This window comes from Actinomadura fulvescens (assembly GCF_039533225.1).
Lineage (GTDB): Bacteria > Actinomycetota > Actinomycetes > Streptosporangiales > Streptosporangiaceae > Spirillospora > Spirillospora fulvescens.
Genome location: NZ_BAAATD010000001.1, coordinates 874740 through 890908, shown reverse-complemented (window position 1 = coordinate 890908; position 16169 = coordinate 874740). Strand labels below are relative to the sequence as shown.

Annotated in this window: 14 protein-coding genes; 3 read left to right on the top strand and 11 right to left on the bottom strand. The window is 72.9% G+C overall.

All coding sequences use genetic code 11. From position 1 onward, the window contains the following. Window positions 1-11: 11 nt before the first annotated feature. From ABD333_RS04175 to ABD333_RS04165, 3 genes are all read right to left on the bottom strand, one after another. Window positions 12-446, bottom strand: a complete 435-nt coding sequence (locus ABD333_RS04175; RefSeq protein ID WP_344537805.1) for an SRPBCC family protein — start codon at window positions 444-446, stop codon at window positions 12-14. 70 nt (window positions 447-516) lie between these two features. Then, window positions 517-1284 (bottom strand): metallophosphoesterase family protein, encoded by a 768-nt coding sequence (locus ABD333_RS04170; RefSeq protein ID WP_344537803.1) that lies wholly within the window; start codon window positions 1282-1284, stop codon window positions 517-519. Window positions 1285-1386: 102 nt separating this feature from the next. Further along, entirely contained in the window at window positions 1387-2085 is a 699-nt protein-coding gene (locus ABD333_RS04165) for a copper homeostasis protein CutC (RefSeq protein WP_344537801.1), read from the bottom strand. A gap of 231 nt (window positions 2086-2316) precedes the next feature. On the opposite strand from ABD333_RS04165, the gene ABD333_RS04160 reads away from it, so the two are divergent. Then, on the top strand, window positions 2317-4110 hold the full coding sequence (locus ABD333_RS04160; RefSeq protein WP_344537799.1) for an AMP-dependent synthetase/ligase: 1794 nt from the start codon (window positions 2317-2319) through the stop codon (window positions 4108-4110). A gap of 16 nt (window positions 4111-4126) precedes the next feature. On the opposite strand, the gene ABD333_RS04155 is transcribed toward ABD333_RS04160, so the two are convergent. The 7 genes from ABD333_RS04155 to ABD333_RS04125 form a co-directional block, all read right to left on the bottom strand. Further along, window positions 4127-4780 (bottom strand): NAD(P)H-binding protein, encoded by a 654-nt coding sequence (locus tag ABD333_RS04155; RefSeq protein WP_344537797.1) that lies wholly within the window; start codon window positions 4778-4780, stop codon window positions 4127-4129. Between the two features lie 76 nt (window positions 4781-4856). After that, window positions 4857-6218, bottom strand: coding sequence for a DUF1996 domain-containing protein (locus tag ABD333_RS04150; RefSeq protein WP_344537796.1), 1362 nt, complete (start codon window positions 6216-6218; stop codon window positions 4857-4859). Between the two features lie 33 nt (window positions 6219-6251). Beyond that, a complete protein-coding gene (locus ABD333_RS04145; RefSeq protein ID WP_344537794.1) occupies window positions 6252-6893 on the bottom strand; it encodes a DUF4142 domain-containing protein in 642 nt (213 codons plus the stop codon). A gap of 158 nt (window positions 6894-7051) precedes the next feature. Continuing rightward, window positions 7052-8566 carry an NADH-quinone oxidoreductase subunit NuoF family protein gene (locus ABD333_RS04140; RefSeq protein WP_344537792.1) on the bottom strand — a complete coding sequence of 505 codons (1515 nt, stop codon included), beginning with the start codon at window positions 8564-8566 and terminating at the stop codon, window positions 7052-7054. Beyond that, a complete protein-coding gene (locus ABD333_RS04135; RefSeq protein ID WP_344537790.1) occupies window positions 8563-9372 on the bottom strand; it encodes a ferric reductase-like transmembrane domain-containing protein in 810 nt (269 codons plus the stop codon). Before ABD333_RS04135 ends, ABD333_RS04140 begins: the two co-directional genes overlap by 4 nt. Next, the gene (locus ABD333_RS04130; protein WP_344537788.1) at window positions 9353-11440 is read right to left on the bottom strand and encodes a hypothetical protein; all 2088 of its coding nucleotides are present in this window, start codon (window positions 11438-11440) and stop codon (window positions 9353-9355) included. The genes ABD333_RS04135 and ABD333_RS04130 overlap by 20 nt, the downstream gene beginning before the upstream one ends. Before the next feature lie 269 nt (window positions 11441-11709). Next, on the bottom strand, window positions 11710-12318 hold the full coding sequence (locus ABD333_RS04125; RefSeq protein ID WP_344537787.1) for a TetR/AcrR family transcriptional regulator: 609 nt from the start codon (window positions 12316-12318) through the stop codon (window positions 11710-11712). Between the two features lie 73 nt (window positions 12319-12391). Here ABD333_RS04125 and ABD333_RS04120 point away from each other — a divergent pair, with 73 nt between their 5' ends. Next, entirely contained in the window at window positions 12392-13573 is a 1182-nt protein-coding gene (locus ABD333_RS04120) for an MFS transporter (protein WP_344537785.1), read from the top strand. Between the two features lie 26 nt (window positions 13574-13599). Here the strand turns inward: ABD333_RS04120 and ABD333_RS04115 are convergent, their stop codons facing one another. Beyond that, window positions 13600-15168, bottom strand: coding sequence for a penicillin-binding transpeptidase domain-containing protein (locus tag ABD333_RS04115; protein WP_344537783.1), 1569 nt, complete (start codon window positions 15166-15168; stop codon window positions 13600-13602). A gap of 580 nt (window positions 15169-15748) precedes the next feature. Here ABD333_RS04115 and ABD333_RS04110 point away from each other — a divergent pair. Further along, window positions 15749-16105 carry a hypothetical protein gene (locus tag ABD333_RS04110; RefSeq protein WP_344537781.1) on the top strand — a complete coding sequence of 119 codons (357 nt, stop codon included), beginning with the start codon at window positions 15749-15751 and terminating at the stop codon, window positions 16103-16105. Window positions 16106-16169: the final 64 nt, after the last annotated feature.

The following is a 16169-nucleotide window of genomic DNA, read 5'->3' as shown; positions in this document are numbered from 1 at the left end:
GAGGTTATTGCTCAGCGCTCGACGTGTCGCTTCAGGCCCTTGAGCGCCGAGTCGATGATGCGCTTCTCGGCCTTGCGCTTGACCATGCCGATCGTCGGGACCCGCACGTCCACCGCCAGCTCGTAGGTCACCTCGGTCTCCGCGTCTCCCTCGACCAGGGAGTACGTGCCGTGCAGGCCGGTCACGACGTTTCCCTTCTCCACCAGTTCCCACCGGACCGAGTCGTCACCCTCCCAGTGGTAGGAGAGGCCGACCGTGTCGCTGAACGGGCCGCCGTCGAAGGTCAGCCTGGCCCGCGCCGCCCGGCCGTCCGCGCCGGTCTCCTGGACGGTGAACTCGCGGATGCCGCTCGCCCAGTCCGGATAGGACTCCAGGTCGGCGATCACCGCCATGATCTCGGCCTTGCCCGCCTTGATCGTGGTCGAAGAACTCGTCCGGTCCGCCATCTGCGTTCCCTTCCTCCGGCTCCGCATGCGCGCGCCCGCGAACAGGCCCGTCGTTTTCAGAAAGTATTTTTCACACCGACAAGACGTACGGCACCCCGCTGGCCCGGAAATGACCCACATTCACGCATTCGGTGCGTCCGATGCGCATGCGCCGGGCGAGCGGCTGGTGCACGTGCCCGAAGAGCACGTATTTCGGCTGTGTCGTGTGGATGGCCTCCAGGACGGCCTCGCTGCCGCGCTCGAACCGCCGCGCGACCGTGTCGTACAGCAGTTCGGGCACGGCGGGCGGGATGTGGCAGCACAGCACGTCGACCTCGCCCACCGCGGCGACCTTGGCGGCGTAGACGTCGTCGTCCAGCTCGTACGGCGTGCGGTACTCGGTCCGCAGCCCGCCGCCGACGAACCCGAAGCGCAACCCGCCCAGCTCGATGACCTCGCCGTCCAGGACCGTGTGGCCGTCCTTGACGTGCTCCGGCCACATGCGCGGTACGTCGACGTTGCCGTAGGTGAGGTAGGCCGGGACGGGCATCGCCTCGAAGAGCTCTTCGTACTGCCTGTGCACGGCGCGTTCGATGTGCGGCCAGGCGTCCCCGTCGAGCGACTCCCACATGCGCCGGGAGAAGTCCCGGGCCTCGTCGAAGCGCTTCTGGGTCCGCAGCTCGATGAAACGATCGGCGTTCTCCTGCCCGAACAGGTCGGCGAAGATGCCCTGCCCATGGTCGGAGTAGTCGATGAACAGGATCAGGTCGCCCAGGCAGATGAACGCGTCGGCGCCGTCGCCCGCGCGTTTGAGGGCCTCCGCGCGGCCGTGGACGTCGCTCACCACATGGATCCGCATGAACCGACTCTAATAGGACGGGCCCGAATTAATGACCCCCGCCCTTGCGGGTTGTCAGCGACGCGAGTCCTGCCGGATCCGCTGGGGCGAGCTTCATAAGCCCTAGTCGCCGGTGGCGGCGGAGACCAGGGCACGCCACTCGCGAACGAGATCCGCGTCGACCGGGGCCTCCCACGCTCCGTCGGGGCGCACGGCCGTGCCGACGTGGAACTTGGCGACGCCGGCCGCGCCCAGCGCCGCCACGTGCTTGCGGCGCAGCCCGCCCCCGGCCATGATCATCCCGGCGGCCGCCGGGCCCTCGGCGGCGCGGCGGACCAGCAGGTCCAGCCCGGCGTCGACGCCCCGGGCCGAGCCCGCGGTGAGCACGGTGTCGAGCGTGCCGCCCAGCTCCTTGACCGTCTTCCAGGCGGGCGCCGGGTCCAGAGCGTGGTCGAGCGCGCGGTGGAACGTCCAGGGCAGCGGCGCGACGGCGCCCGCGAGCTTGCCGGTCGCGCTGACGTCGATCTGGCCGAACGAGTCGAGGAAGCCCAGCACGAAGCCGTCCGCCCCGGCCCGCCTGAGGGTCTCGGCGGCGGCGTGGAGCCGGTCGAGCTCATGGGAGGAGGTGCGGAAACCGGCGTTGGCGCGCAGCATCACCCGCAGCGGCAGCGATGTGACATCTCTCATCTTCGCCACGACGTCCGGATCGGGCGTGAGCCCGTCTGCGGCCATGTCGGCGACGACCTCGATCCGGTCCGCGCCGCCCTCCTGCGCCGCGCGCGCGTCGGCGGCGTCCAGCGCGATCACCTCGAGCAGCGACATGGCCCTCCCCGGCTCAGATCCGTCCGACTCCCCGCGTCGTTCCTGCTCAAGCGTAGGCTACGGGGCGGCCGCGTCCGGGTGGCCGGTGCCGGACTTTGCCTCACCGTTAACAGGAATGCAAACCCCGCCTTGCGGCGAACGGATGCTTTCCTACCCATGGGTATCCTCTGCGTTAAGGAAACCCTGTACCGTCTTGCCCGCCGTTTGCAGCGTTCAAGCAAGGAGTAGGCCGTGCGCGAGTTCAGCGTCCCCGCCATGGTGGAGGTGCCCGGCTCCACCAATCTGACCGACGCGCCCTTCGACCGAGCCGCCCGGCAGCCCGGCCAGATCGTGCTCCGCCGCAAGAACGGCAGCGCCTGGCGGGCCGTCACCGCGGGCGAGTTCGCCGCCGAGGTCAGGGGCATCGCCAAGGGGCTCGTCGCCGCGGGCGTCGAGCCCGGTGACCGGGTCGCGATCATGTCCAAGACGCGGTACGAGTGGACCGTTCTCGACTACGCCGTATGGGCCGCCGGCGCCGTGGCCGTGCCGATCTACGAGACGTCCTCCGCCGAGCAGGTGCGGTGGATCATCGGGGACTCCGGCGCCAAGGCCGTGTTCGCCGAGACCGGCGCGCACCTGGCCACGATCGCCGAGGTCCGGGACGAGCTCCCGGGCCTCGCGCACGTCTGGGGCATCGACGCGGGCGACCTCGACGCCGTGGTGGCCGGGGGCAAGGACGTCACCGACGAGACGGCCGAGGAACGGCGCCGCAGCCGCACCGGCGAGGACCTGGCCACCCTCGTCTACACCTCCGGCACCACCGGCCGCCCGAAGGGCTGCGAGCTCACGCACGCCAACTTCGTCCTGACCGCCCGCAACGCCGTCCAGGGCGCGATCTCCGAGGTCGCGGTCGACGGCAGCTCGACGCTGCTGTTCCTGCCGCTGGCGCACGTGTTCGCCCGGCTGATCCAGGTCGCCTGTATCGAGGGCGGGATCGTGCTGGGGCACAGCGACATCGCCGGCCTGCTGCCCGACCTCGCCTCGTTCCAGCCGACCTTCCTGCTCGCGGTGCCGAGGGTCTTCGAGAAGGTCTACAACGGCGCCGAGCAGAAGGCCGCGGCCGACGGCAAGGGCAAGATCTTCGCCGCCGCCGCGGACACCGCGATCGCTTACAGCCGGGCCATGCAGGACGGCGGCGGCCCCGGACTCGGCCTCAAGCTCAAGCACAAGGTCTTCGACGTGCTGGTGTACGGCAAGCTGCGCGCCGCGGTCGGTGGCAAGGTGCAGTACGCGGTGTCGGGCGGTGCGGCGCTCGGCGAGCGGCTCGGCCACTTCTTCCGGGGCGTCGGCATCACGATCCTGGAGGGCTACGGGCTCACCGAGACCACCGCCCCCGCGACCGTCAACCGGCCCACCGCCATCAAGATCGGCACCGTCGGGCGGCCGATCCCCGGCGTGACGATCCGCATCGCCGAGGACGGCGAGGTCCTGATCCAGGGCGTCAACATCCTGACCGGCTACTGGAACAACGAGACCGCGTCCAAGGAGGCCCTGGAGGACGGCTGGTTCCACACCGGCGACCTCGGGTCCCTGGACTCCGAGGGCTACCTCAGCATCACCGGCCGCAAGAAGGAGATCCTCGTCACCGCGGCGGGCAAGAACGTGGCGCCCGCGCCGCTGGAGGACCGGCTGCGCGCGCACCCGCTGATCAGCCAGTGCCTGGTCGTCGGCGACGGGCGCAAGTTCATCGGCGCCCTGATCACGCTGGACGAGGAGGCGCTGGCCCCCTGGAAGGACCAGCACGGCAAGCCCGCCGCCATGACCGTCGAGGACCTGCGCCGCGACCCGGAGATCATCGCCGAGATCGACGCCGCCGTCGCCGAGGCCAACACGTCGGTCTCGCACGCCGAGGCGATCAAGAAGTACGAGATCCTCGGCGTGGACTTCACCGAGGAGGCGGGTCACATGACCCCGAGCCTCAAGGTGAAGCGCAACGTGGTCATGAGGGACTTCGCCGCCGAGATCGACGCGATGTACTCCTCCTGACGGCCTGCTGACGGTCTCAGAGGGAGGCGACCGCGGCCTCGATCGGCGTCTCACCGTTCACCAGTTCCAGCGTGCGGCGTTCCACTCCGGACGCGTGCAGCAGCGCCACGATCACCGCGGCCACGTCCTCGCGCGTCACGGCGCCGCGGCCCACGACCGGCTCGGCGAGCGTCACCCTGCCGGTGCCCTCGTCGTCGGTGAGCAGGCCGGGACGCAGCACGATCCAGTCGAGGTCGCGCGCCCGCAGGTCGTCCTCGGCCTCCCCCTTGGCCTTGATGTAGGCGGCCCAGACGTCGTCGGACCCCTCGCGTGGCGGCTCCCCCGCCCCCATCGCCGAGATCTGGACGAACGTGCGCACGCCCGCCCGTTCCGCCGCGTCGGCCAGCAGCACCGAGGCCCCCCGGTCCACGGTGTCCTTGCGCGCGGTGCCGCTGCCCGGCCCGGCGCCCGCCGCGAAGACGGCGGCGTCCGCGCCGGTCAGCCGGCCGGCCACCTCGTCGGCGGTCGCGCTCTCCAGGTCGCACACGACCGGCTCCGCGCCCGTCGCCCGCACGTCGCCCGCGTGGTCCGGATTCCGGATCAGGCTCACGACGTCGTCCCCCCGTGCGGTCAAGAGCCGGGCCAGCCGCAGCGCGATCTGACCGTGCCCTCCCGCGATCACAATCCTCATGGATCGATCATACGAAGGCCCGCCCCCGCGGCCTCGGGTGAGGCGGCGGGGGCGGGCGGCCGTCGTCGATGCGGGATCAGCAGTTACGGCCGCTGTTGATGCAGGTGACGGCCTGCCTCATCAGCCGGTCGGGCATGACGTTCTCGAAGTCGGCGTGGTCGGTGACCGGCGCGTGCCCCTGTTCGGGGAACGAGTCGACGGCGAACGCGACCGGCCGGTTGGGCAGGTTGTAGGTGAGCGTCATCCGCAGCTGCGGGACCGCCCGGGTGCCCTGCGGGCAGTTGCCCTGCTGGTCGGCGAAGAGCACGTGCGTCCGGTGGTTGGCGCTGTCGGTGTTGCGCCCGTCCCAGCAGCTGGGGAACTCCAGCACGCGGGTCACCCGGCTCCCGCCCGGGCAGAGCGGATACTTGTCGGTGAGCACGCGGTTCTGGAAGCCGGTGCACGTCCACTGGGCGCGGGCGTTGGCCGTGCCGTTCGTCGCGGACTTGGCGTCACCGGTGATGATCCGCAGGAACCGCGGCATCGCCGTGACCCGCGTCCGCGGGTTGCCGACGAAGGTCATGCTCGCCGAGGCGGGCGTGACGATGCGGCCGACGTTGCCGTCGGCGGTGCTCTGCTGTGCCTGGTCGGAATTGTCCTGCTGGTTGCGTACGCGCATCACGGGCCAGAAGTACGTGGACCTGTCGCCGCGCGCGCACGTGGTGCCGGCCGCGGCGAGGCTCTCGTCGGTCGAGAAGCCGTCGGTGGACAGGTTGCCCACGTAGTCGTGGATGTGGTGCGCGCCGTTCTGGACCCCGGGCGCCACGATGAAGTTGTCGGGGTTGTGGTGCTGGTTCTCGTTCCGGCCGCAGCGCGAGGTGAACGAGCCGCGGGAGGCGTTGCGGCCCGGGCGGACGCGGGCCTTGGGCGGCGCCTGCCTGATGTTGACGAAGTCGGACGCGACCGGCCCTTCCTTCACCGCCTGCTGGTTGCCGTTTCCCTGGTTGCCGTTGCCCTGGTCTCCGTTGCCCTGGTCTCCGTTGTTCTGGTCGCCGTTGTTCTGGTCGTTGCCGTTGTTCTGGTCGCCGTTCTGGCCGTCTCCGTTCTGATCGCCGCCCTGGCCGTCACCGCCTTGGCCGCCGTTCTGGTCGCCGTTCTGGCCGTCACCGCCTTGGCCACCGTTCTGATCGCCGTTCTGGCCGTCTCCGTTCTGGCCGCCGTTGCCCGGAGCGGTGGGATCGGCCTGGCCGCCTTGGCCGTCCTGGCCGCCGTTGTTCTGGCCGTCGCCCGGGTCGTTCTGGCCGCCGTTCTGACCGCCCTGATCGGGTGGATCGGTGGGATCCGCCGCGACCACGGCGCCCAGCCGCGCTTGCGCCATCGCACCCGCCGGCGCCTCCGTCGCCGAGGCGACCAGCAACAGCGCCGGGATGACGACCGCGATGCCTTTCTTTCTGCCCATTTCGCTCTCCTTGGAAGCTGGGTGTCGATCCCGTCAGGAGGAAAGAGCCTCCCTGGTGGCCAGACCCGTGCTCTCCAGCAACGTCATATGCGTGTTGACGTATTTGAGAGAACGCTCGGAGAACGCCCGGATCTCGGAGTTCTCGGTCTGCGCCCGCACCTGGGCGATGACGCCGAAGACCTTTCCGTGCGCGGCGCGCAGCCGGAGCACGAAGGTCTGGTCGTAGTCCGCCCCGAACTTGCCCGACAGCTCGGCCAGCCAGCGCTTCTGGTCGGCGTTCGGCTCGCTGGGCAGGATCACGCCGAGCCGGGCCGCGGTGGCGCGCACGTCCTCGTCGAGCTGCGCGTGCTGCTCCATGATCATGTCGCCCACCTCCTTCACCCTGGCGCTGGAGGCCCGCTGCTGGGCCTGTTGCCCCGCGGGCATCTCCCAGAGACCGGCCCGCCGGACGGCGGCCAGCAACGCGCGGTCTCCCTCCGAGAGCCGGCCCCAGCGCGTCTCGGTCACACCACCTCGGGTCTCGCCGTCCGCGGGCACGCGGGGCGGGCTGAGGACGACGACGAGCGCCGCCAGGACGGCGGCGGCCGCGGCGGCCACCAGGAGGAGCTGACCGCGTCCCAGCCGCCGCATGGTACGCATTTCCGCGATGCCGTACGACTTCCTCAAGGCGACCATGCTCCTTTCCGGGAATGCACCGATCGACCCAACAGGGGGTCGTCATGGGATACGCATCCAGATAGCGTGGGGTTCAGCCGAACGAGACTTTTTCTCGACATTTTTCAAGCCATTTTCAGGCATGCCGAAGAAGCCCCGCCGCCCATTTCGAGATGTGGTCAGGAACGGCGTTCCGCGGCCCCCGGCATGCTGCTCGTGACGCGCAGGGCCAGGGCGGGGCACATGGCCACGGCCCGCTGGACGTCGCGTTCCATCCAGGGCGGGACATCGGTGCCGAGGACGACCGGGAACCCGTACCGGTCCAGCTGGATCAGTTCGGGCACGAGGTAGGCGCACAGGCCGTGGCCGTCGCACCGGCTCCAGTCGATCGCCACCCGGCCCTCGGCGCCGGTCGGGACCGGCAGCGGCAGCACGCCGAACACCGGCATCCCGCACGAGCCCCCGTACCGGTGCAGCTCGATGTCGGCGCCGAAGGCGTCCACGGCCGACAACACGAACATCGCCGTCCCGTCCGGATGGCCGCAGGCGCCGCGGCCACGGCCGATGCCGGCCGCGCGGCGCACGTCGTCGACGCTGCCCGAACCGTCGGCCAGCGCGGTCAGCGCGCGGACCACGTCGGGAAGGCCGAGGCGGCAGGGGCCGCACTGCCCGGCGGACTGGGCCGCGAGGTACGAGGCGATCCGGGTGACCTCGCCGAGCGGGCAGGAGCCCTGGCCGAGCGGCAGGATGATGCCCGCGCCGACCGTGCCGCCGACCGCCCTCATCCCCGACCGCGACAGCACCGCGACGGAGACGGCGCGCGGGTCGAGCCATATGCCGTGGTAGCCGCCGACCAGGACGCCCTGGGCCGGCGGGACGTCGCAGTGGTCGAGCACCGCCCGCAGCGACGTGCCGAGCGGCGCCTCGACGACCCTGGTACCGCCCACGGTCAGCAGCGTGGTGCCGGGCTCGTCCTCGGTGCCGGCCGACGCGTACAGGTCGGGGCCGAGCGAGGTCAGCACGGCGAGCTGGGCGAACGTCTCGGTGTTGGACAGCAGCGTCGGGCAGCCGTCCACGCCCGACTCCGACGCCCGGACCTTCACGCCCGGTGGGATCGGGATCTCCCCGTTGATGGCCCGGATCACCGCGCCGCTCTCGCCGGAGATGAAACGTTCGGCCAGCCGCACCACGCGGGCGGGCATGTGCCGTTCGGCGATGGCGGAGCGGACCGACCGGGCCGCCTCGTCGTTCTCGACCGCCACGATCACCCGCTGCGTGCCGAGCGCGTTGGCGGCGATGACCGCGCCGTCCAGCACCAGGTGCGGGGCACGGCGGAGCAGCACCTTGTCCTTGGCGCTGCCGGGTTCGCCCTCCGCCCCGTTCACCACCACGACCGCGTCCTCGTGCGGCCGCCGCCGGTCCGCGGCCTCTCCCGGCAGGAGCTCGGACCGCGCGCCGTCCGGGGAGGTGATCTGCGCGGCGACGGCCATCAGCTTGCGCGCGAACGGGAAGCCCGCGCCGCCGCGGCCGCGCAGGTCCACCTGCTCGGCCAGCTTGACCAGGTCGTCGAGCACGGGCGCGTAGAGCTTGCCGTGCACCGCGAGATGCCGGTCGAGGTCGAGCCGTTCGAACCGGTCGAAACCCAGCGTCAGGCGGGGGCCGCCGATATTGGTGACGGTGACGGTCGACGTCATCCGAGCACCTCGGTCTCACGTCCGCCGCCGGGCGCGGGGCCCGGCGCAGGCGAAGACGAAGCGGCGGATGCCGGGGAGGATGCCGCGGCGGGCGTGGCGTCCGCGCGTCCCAGGTTCCGCTCGCGGATCGCCTGCGCGAGAGGCGCGCCCGCGCTGTCGCCGACGTGCCGCACGTCCCGCGGCCGGACCACCACGATCATCCGGGTGACCAGCCCGAGCGCCACGGCGCCCGCGCAGAGCACGTAGCTGAGCGTCACCCAGCTCGCCGCCTGCCGTCCCGCCGTCAGCCCGTGCATGATGGCGACCGGCCAGCTGAGGTAGGCGACCGCGTGCATCGAGCGCCACACCCACGGCCGGGAGCCGAACGCGAATCGGCGGCGCATCAGGCCGGTCAGCACGACCACGACCATCAGGTCGAGGGCGACGGCGCCGAGCCCGACCGGCCCGGTCGAGGGGACGACGATCTGGGCCGGCGCGGCGAGCCCGCCGAGCACCTTCACCAGGACGTGCGCGACCAGGAACGTCACCGCCAGCAGCGAGGCGGCGCGGTGCAGTCCCTGGGCCAGGACGCGGTGCCGGATGGCCAGGATGAGGCGCTCGGTGGCCAGCAGCCCGCTGACGACCGAGACGGTCATCGCGAGCAGGGCGAAGACTCCCGCGTAGTACGAGAGGAAGCGCTGCACGTCTCCCGCCACGGCGGCGCCGGGCGGGGTCGCCGCACCGACCAGGACCGCGATGGAACCGATCACCACGACGCGCAGTGCCCAGTTCGGCAGCGCCGGATCGTCACTGCTCTTCGTCTGCACTCTTCGAACTCCTCTTCTGCGTACCACCGGCCGGCGGAGTGCCGGGCCGGGCGCCGGGCGACGGCTCTTCGTCCGTGCCCGGCGGCTCCGTCGGGGGCACCGGCCCGAAGTTGGCCAGCCGTCCGCCGGGGAGCACCTGGAGAAGACCTCGTTCGGCATATCCGAGAAGGGGACGGGCCCGTTCGCGGAAGATCCACCCTCCGATCTGCGCCCCGTCCAGCGGCACGGCCTCGGTCGCCCCGCGGAGCGCGAACCGCACCTCGTCGCGGGGCGCCGGAGCGCCGCCGCACGGCAGCTCGGCGCCGGTACGGCCGAGCGGATCGCCCTGCTTGACCACGCTTCCGTCCCGGAGCTGCACGACGTCGCGCATGCGGTAGTAGGCGCTGGCGAGACCGCTCGGATGGATGACCATCACGAACCCGCGGGTCCCCTCCGCGCAGAACCGGTACAGCCGCCCGTCGGCGGCGGCCGCCACCCGTCCGTCACCGCCCCAGAAGGCCAGGGCCGACAGCGGCCGGGCACCCGCCGTGTCGCCGGTGCCGAGCGTCCAGGCCGCGCCGACCCGCCACGGCAACATCAGGCCGTCGCCGACACGGGTGCCGTTGGTGGTGGACGTGCCCTGCCCGGCGGTGGTCGCGCTGTGCCGCCGGAGCAGGCTCGCCTCGCTGGGCGACATCAGCGCGGGCGGCATCCGGCCGACGAGCCCCGCGAACGCGGTGGTGCCCGACAGCGCGGGCTGCCACCGGCCGGCCGTCCAGTGCGCGGCGAACAACGCGACGTGCGGAATCGCGGACCCGCCGGCAGGGACGGGCACCGCCGTGGTGCCGAACGCCCAGGTCCGGTCGCGGCTCACGCGGCTGACCAGCACCAGCGGCGGCCGGTCCGCGGCCACCCCGTACTCCTGCCGCGCCGCCGCGCCGCGCTGGGCCACCGTGAGGTCGCGGACCTGCGAGGTCAGCACCTGGAGGTCGGGCACCGCGGCACCACCGCCGCCGGTGGCGCCGCCGTCCGGCCGGGACGGCGCGGGCTTCTGCGGGCCCCGGTCCGGAAGCGCGGCCCTCGCGCCGGGCTTGTTGAGCGGGCGGTCGGCCCCGGCCTGGCCGGAGTCGCCGATCGGCCCGCCTTCGAGCACGCTGCGTTCGACGATCGCCAGCAGAGCGAGGCCGGTCACGATCGAGAAGATGACGGCCCCCGCGTTCAGCCGGTCCATCCCGAACGACCGGCGTGCCGGCGCGGGCCGCCGTGGCCGTCCCACCGGCTCGCGGCCCGGCCGCCGTCCGGCGGTACCCGCCTGCCGTGGCCGCCGCTCGGACCTGGCCCGCCGCTCGGACTTGGCCCGCCGCTCTGGCTTGGCCCTCCGTTCGGACCTGGCTCGCCGTCCGGACTGGGTCGTCGCCCAGAACTCCGCCTCAGCTGCCACCCGCCGGGGCGCGGCCTGGCGCCGGGACTCGCGGCGTCGCCCCGGCTCCGGTGCCGGTGCCGCCGCCCGCTCCGGCTGCGGCGCGACGGGCCGTCCGGTCCCGGGCGTCGCCTGCCGTCCGTCCCACCGTTCGGGTTCGGGTGCGGGGCGGCGGCCTCGCTGGGGTGTGCCGCGCCGCCGGTCGGAGGCGGCACGGCGGCGGGACGTCGCCCGCCGTCCGGGCTGGGGGGCCGCCTGCCGGTCCATTTCCGGCATCGCCCGCCGCCAGGTCGGCGACATCACCTGCTCGCCCGCGGAAGGCACCGCCCGCTGCGGGGGCACGGCCGGCCGCGGGGGTACGCCTCGCGGCGGAGGTACGGATGGCTGCGAGGGTGCGATCTGCTCCGGGGGTACGACCGGTCGCGGCGGTACGGGCTGAGGGGCCGGTCGCGGTGGCGCCTGCGGCCGGTCGGTCACGAAATCGGGACGTGGCGGCGCGGGCGCGGGCGGCGGCTGTGGTCGCCGGTCGAGCCGCTGCCGTGGTTGCCGGGCCTGCTTACGCCGCCGGGACCGCTGGTCCCGTGACGACCGCTGCCCTCGCGGCGGCTGCCACTCCAGGTCGGGACGCTCCCATGGCAGGGGGCGATCCCAGTTGTCGCGTCGCACCATGCCCTCTCCTGTGGAGGAGGCGGAGGTACGGCGAACGACGGCATGATCCCGTGCGGTGCGCTCCGGGTCCGCTCGACCCGGGCGTACGTGCTCCCTGAGACGTCGTGGACACTATCGTTGGAGCCCGCTCCGCTCCAGTGCCCGTGGGCGGCTGGGCCGCCCCGACTTCACCGGAGCATACGCCTCAGGGGCCACTTTGATGAGAGATGGCGGCAAAAAAGCCGCCGGAAGCTCCGCGTCCAGGGGTCCGTTCGCCGTCGCCGGGCAGGTCACCGTGCCCGGCTCGCGTCCTCGGAGGCCGTGTCCCGCAGAGCCGCGCGCGCGAACGCCATGACATGGTCGCGCATCGCCGCCAGGGAGGCGGGATCGTCCATCCTGCCGCCGACGAGCAGCTCGGCGAGCTGGGGCATGACCATCGGCATCATGGCCAGGCCCTTCAGCGTCAGCAGGGTGCGGCCGACCTCGGGTGAGGGTTCGCGGTCCATGCGGGCGGCGAGCGACCCCAGAGCCTTGCGGCAGCGCTCGGCGCGCCCCTGCTGCTCGGGCAGCGCGCCAGGCCGGGAGTGCAGGCCCTCCCAGGTGAGAAGCCGCAGCAGCTCCGGGTGCTCCTGGTAGTAGTCGAAGAGATGCCCGACGTACTCGACCGGGTCGTCGCCGGGCTGCGGCGTGATCGCCGCGAACTCGTCCAGGGCGACCTGGATCACCGCGTCGAAGAGCTTCTCCTTGTTGCCGAAGTAGCCGTAGATGCGCTCCTTGTTGACGCCGGCCCGCTGCGCGATGCGGTCGACGCGGGCACCGGCCACGCCGTGCTCGGCGAACTCCTCGCGGGCGGCGGCGAGCAGGGCGTCCTTGGTCGTCGGGCTGTCCCTCTTCGGCATGGTCCACAGCATAACCCCTCGCGACCAACTGGTTGGTTGACATCCAACCAGTTGGTTGGCTACGTTCTCCCGCATGACCACCGCCCCGACCACCGCCGCCCCGCCGGTCCCCGCAACGCCCGCCGCCGGGTACGCGCCGTTCGCCCGCACCCTCGTGGTCTTCTCGATCACCGCGCTGCTGGCGACCGCCCAGCTCTACGGGCTGATCCCGCTGGTGAACACGATCGCCGCCGACTGGCACACGTCTCCCACCGCGGTGACCTGGCTGATGACGGTGTACGGGCTCGGCTACGCGGCCGGTTTCCTGCTCTTCGGCCCGCTGTCGGACCGCTACGGCCGCCGCCGGGTGATCGTCACCGGCGTCGCCGCCACCGCGGTCGCCACGCTGGCGGTCGCCGCCGCGCCCGGCCTCGGCCTCGGCGTGGCGCTCCGGATCGTGCAGGGCATGACCATGGGGGCGTTCCCGCCGGTCGCGATGGCCTACGTCGGCGAACGGATCGAACCCCGGCGCCGGCTGGTCACGGTGACCACGATGACGACCGGCTTCCTTGCCGCCGCCGTCGTCGGCCAGCTCGCCGCCCAGTGGCTGGCCACGTTCGGATGGCGGGTGTTCTTCGTCGCCGGTGCCGCCGCGTTCGCGGTCGCGGCGGTCGCGCTGCGCTGGGCGATGCTGCCCGACGCGCCCGCCTCCGGCGCCTCGCCGCTCGACGCGTACCGCGTCATGCCGTCGCTGCTGCGCTCACCCGACCTGCGCCTGCTGTACGCGGCGGTGCCCACGGTGCTCACCGCGTTCGTCGCGATCTACACCGGGCTGCAGCTCACCGGCACCACCGGCCTGCTGGGCCTGCGCGCCAGCGCCCTCCCCGTCATCCTCGCGATCCCGTTCCTCACGCCGCGGCTGGCCCGGGTCCCCGGACCGCGCCGCGCCGCCCTCGCTCTGGCGGCGGCGGCCGCCGGCACCGGCCTCATCGGCCTGCTGACGCCCGGCACCGCGGTGCTCGCACTGCTGCTCATGCTGGTCACCGCCGGGATCGCGGTCGCCGCGCCCAGCCTGATCGACACCATCGGCTCCCGCGCCGGGGCGGCGCGCGGCCCGGCGATCTCGCTGTTCACCGCGCTGCTGTTCGCCGGGGCGAGCCTCGGGCCGCAGATCGCCGGGCTTCTCGCGGATCACGGCATCGCCCCGCTCGCCTTCGCCCTGACCGTCATGCTCGCGGCCGGCTCGGTCCTGACGGTCGCCGCCCGCCGCTCCTGACGTTAGGCATCCGCAGCTCGTGAGGGTCAGCGCACCTGGCCGAGGAACGCGGCGGCCACGGGCACGGCGACCTTGGGACCGGAGCCGCCGCCCTGCACCAGCACCGAGAACGCCAGGTCCCCGCGGTAACCCACGAACCACGCGTGCGACGGCTCCCCCGACCCCACCTCGGCGGTGCCGGTCTTGCCACCCGTACCGGACGGCAGACCGGCACCGGCGGCGGTGCCCTCGGTCACGACCGCGCGCATCATGGACCGGAGCGCGGCCGCGTCCGGCACCGCGTGCGACGGGCGGACCGGATCGCCGGTGGCGCGGACGAGCCGGGTCGCCACCATCCTGGGCGAACGCCACGTACCGTCCGCGACCGCCCCGGCGACCATCGCCATCGTCAGCGGGCTCGCCTGGACCCGCCCCTGCCCGATGGCGGCCTCGGCCAGCTCGGCGCCGCTCTCCGGCTCGGGGAAGCGTCCGCGGGACGCGGGCACGCCGGGCGTGACGGGCCCCTCGAAACCGAAGGCCCGCGCACTCGCCGCCAGCTTGGCCGCCTTCACCCGTTCGACGGCCAGGCGCGCGAACGTGGTGTTGCAGGACTGGGCGAACGCGTCGCGCAGCGAGGCCCGGCCGAGCGACCGGCCGTCGTGGTTGCGGATGGTGCGCTGCGCGGTGACCACCGTCGCGGGGCAGTCGGCTCCGCTTCCCGCGCTCATGCCGTCGCCCAGCAACGCCGCCGCGGTCACCAGCTTGAACGTGGAGCCGGGCGGATACAGGCCGAGGAACGCGCCGCGCCCGCCCAGGCCGTCGGCCACGGCGAGGATCTCACCGGTGGACGGCCGCATCGCCACGATCGCGGCCTCGCCGGGCGCGTCCTGGACGGCCTTCTCGGCCGCCGCCTGCACCCGCCGGTCCAGGGTCGTCCGGATCTTCCGGCCCGTCCGGTCGCCGAAGACCTTGACCCGCTGCGCGGGACCGCCGCCGTCCTGCAGCTCGATGGCCCAGGGTGACGCGTCGTCCTCCGCCTCCGCCTCGTCCCCGTCGGTGGCGAGCCGGTCGGTGAGCTCACCGACGTACGGCTCCAGCGGGCCTCCCTCGGGCAGCGCCCGGCCGTCGCGGTCGGTCAGCGCGAGGAGGGGCACGTCGATCTCGCGCATCCGCCATGAGCCCATGCCCTTCAGCCCCGGATACAAGGTGGAGGGCGACCACAGCACCCGCCATCGCCCGTCGACCTCGCCGAGCCGCAGCACCGAACGCAGCGACCAGGTCCCGCGGCCGGACAGCTCCCGGCTCACCGTGAAGTCCTGCTGCGCGTGGCGCGGCCGGGGGTGCACCAGCCGTCCGGGCCGCAGGTCGATCGAGGTCACCGCGAGGCCGCGGGACAGCGCCCGGTGCTGGTCGGCGAAGTTCGCGGGCGCGCCCGCCACCAGCTTCTCCATCCGCGTGAACGAGCCGTCCCGCCAGGCCGCGAAGTAGTCGGCCGCGACCTTCTCCGGCCCCGGCCCGCCGCCTCCCCGCCCCGGGAGCACCAGCGCGGCGCCGACCCCGACGGCGAGCACCAGGACGACCACCCCTGCCAGCACGACAAGGCCACGTGAGCGCATCGGAGTCTCCCCGTTCGACGGCTGCAGGGATCATTACAGCGATTCCTGACAACGAGATAGCGTCCTGATGCTCACGTTTTGGTGGAGTTGTCATGCTTAGCGGCGTCTCAGAGGTGCCTTAAGCCCGCCCTAACAGTGCAGACATCGGGCTTCCGGCCGCCTAGCTTCGGGAGAGTCATCCGGTCGACGGCACGACGGAGGAGGTGGCCCCGATGAGGAACGGACGAGCAGGGGCGGCCCACCCCTCCCCGGGACGTCGCGGCCGCATGCCGGGGTCGTGCCCGGCACTCCCGTCCACGCATCCGCGGTCCCACGGGACCGGCAATCCTGCACGGCGCGCCTACCTCCAGGTTCTCCCCCTTAATAAGGGCGCCGGGCCGGTTCGCACGGATCACGACCCCACCTCGACAGGGGCGTCGCGTGGAACTGGTCTCCGGGAACTCGGGCACGACCCCAACCGAGCGGAGGTGGGCTCCGCGCCGGCGGTGCGGCGGCGCGGGCGCTCACCTCGCGAACTCCCCACGAACGGTTGAGTACCTGTACTCATGGCGCCGGCGCCGCGGCGCGAGATCGTTGGCTCATGAGCACCTCGCGCCCCTCCGAGCGCCGGACGACCGACCTCGGCCGCATCGCCCGCGTCGGAGCCGTGATCGGACTGGTCACGGTCGCCCCCGTCCTGGTGACGGCCGTGGGCCCCCAGGTCCTGGCGGCCCTCCGTCCCGGCGGCCTCATCGGCCCGCACCTCCTCGGCCTGCGTTCCGGCGGGACGCTCACCGGCCTGCGTTCCGGCGCGGCGGCGCTGACCGGGCTCAAGCCGCTCTCGATGCCCATCCCGGTGGGTCCGGCCGACCGTGTCCGCGTGACGCTGCTGCGGGTCTCGTGGCGGCGGCGGCTCGACACTCTCCGGCCAGGCGACGGGGACATGACCGGAAGATGACGATCCGGACACCGGCAGGCGATTCGCGGCCGAAGCCGGTCCCGGCCTCCGTATGATCTCCCTG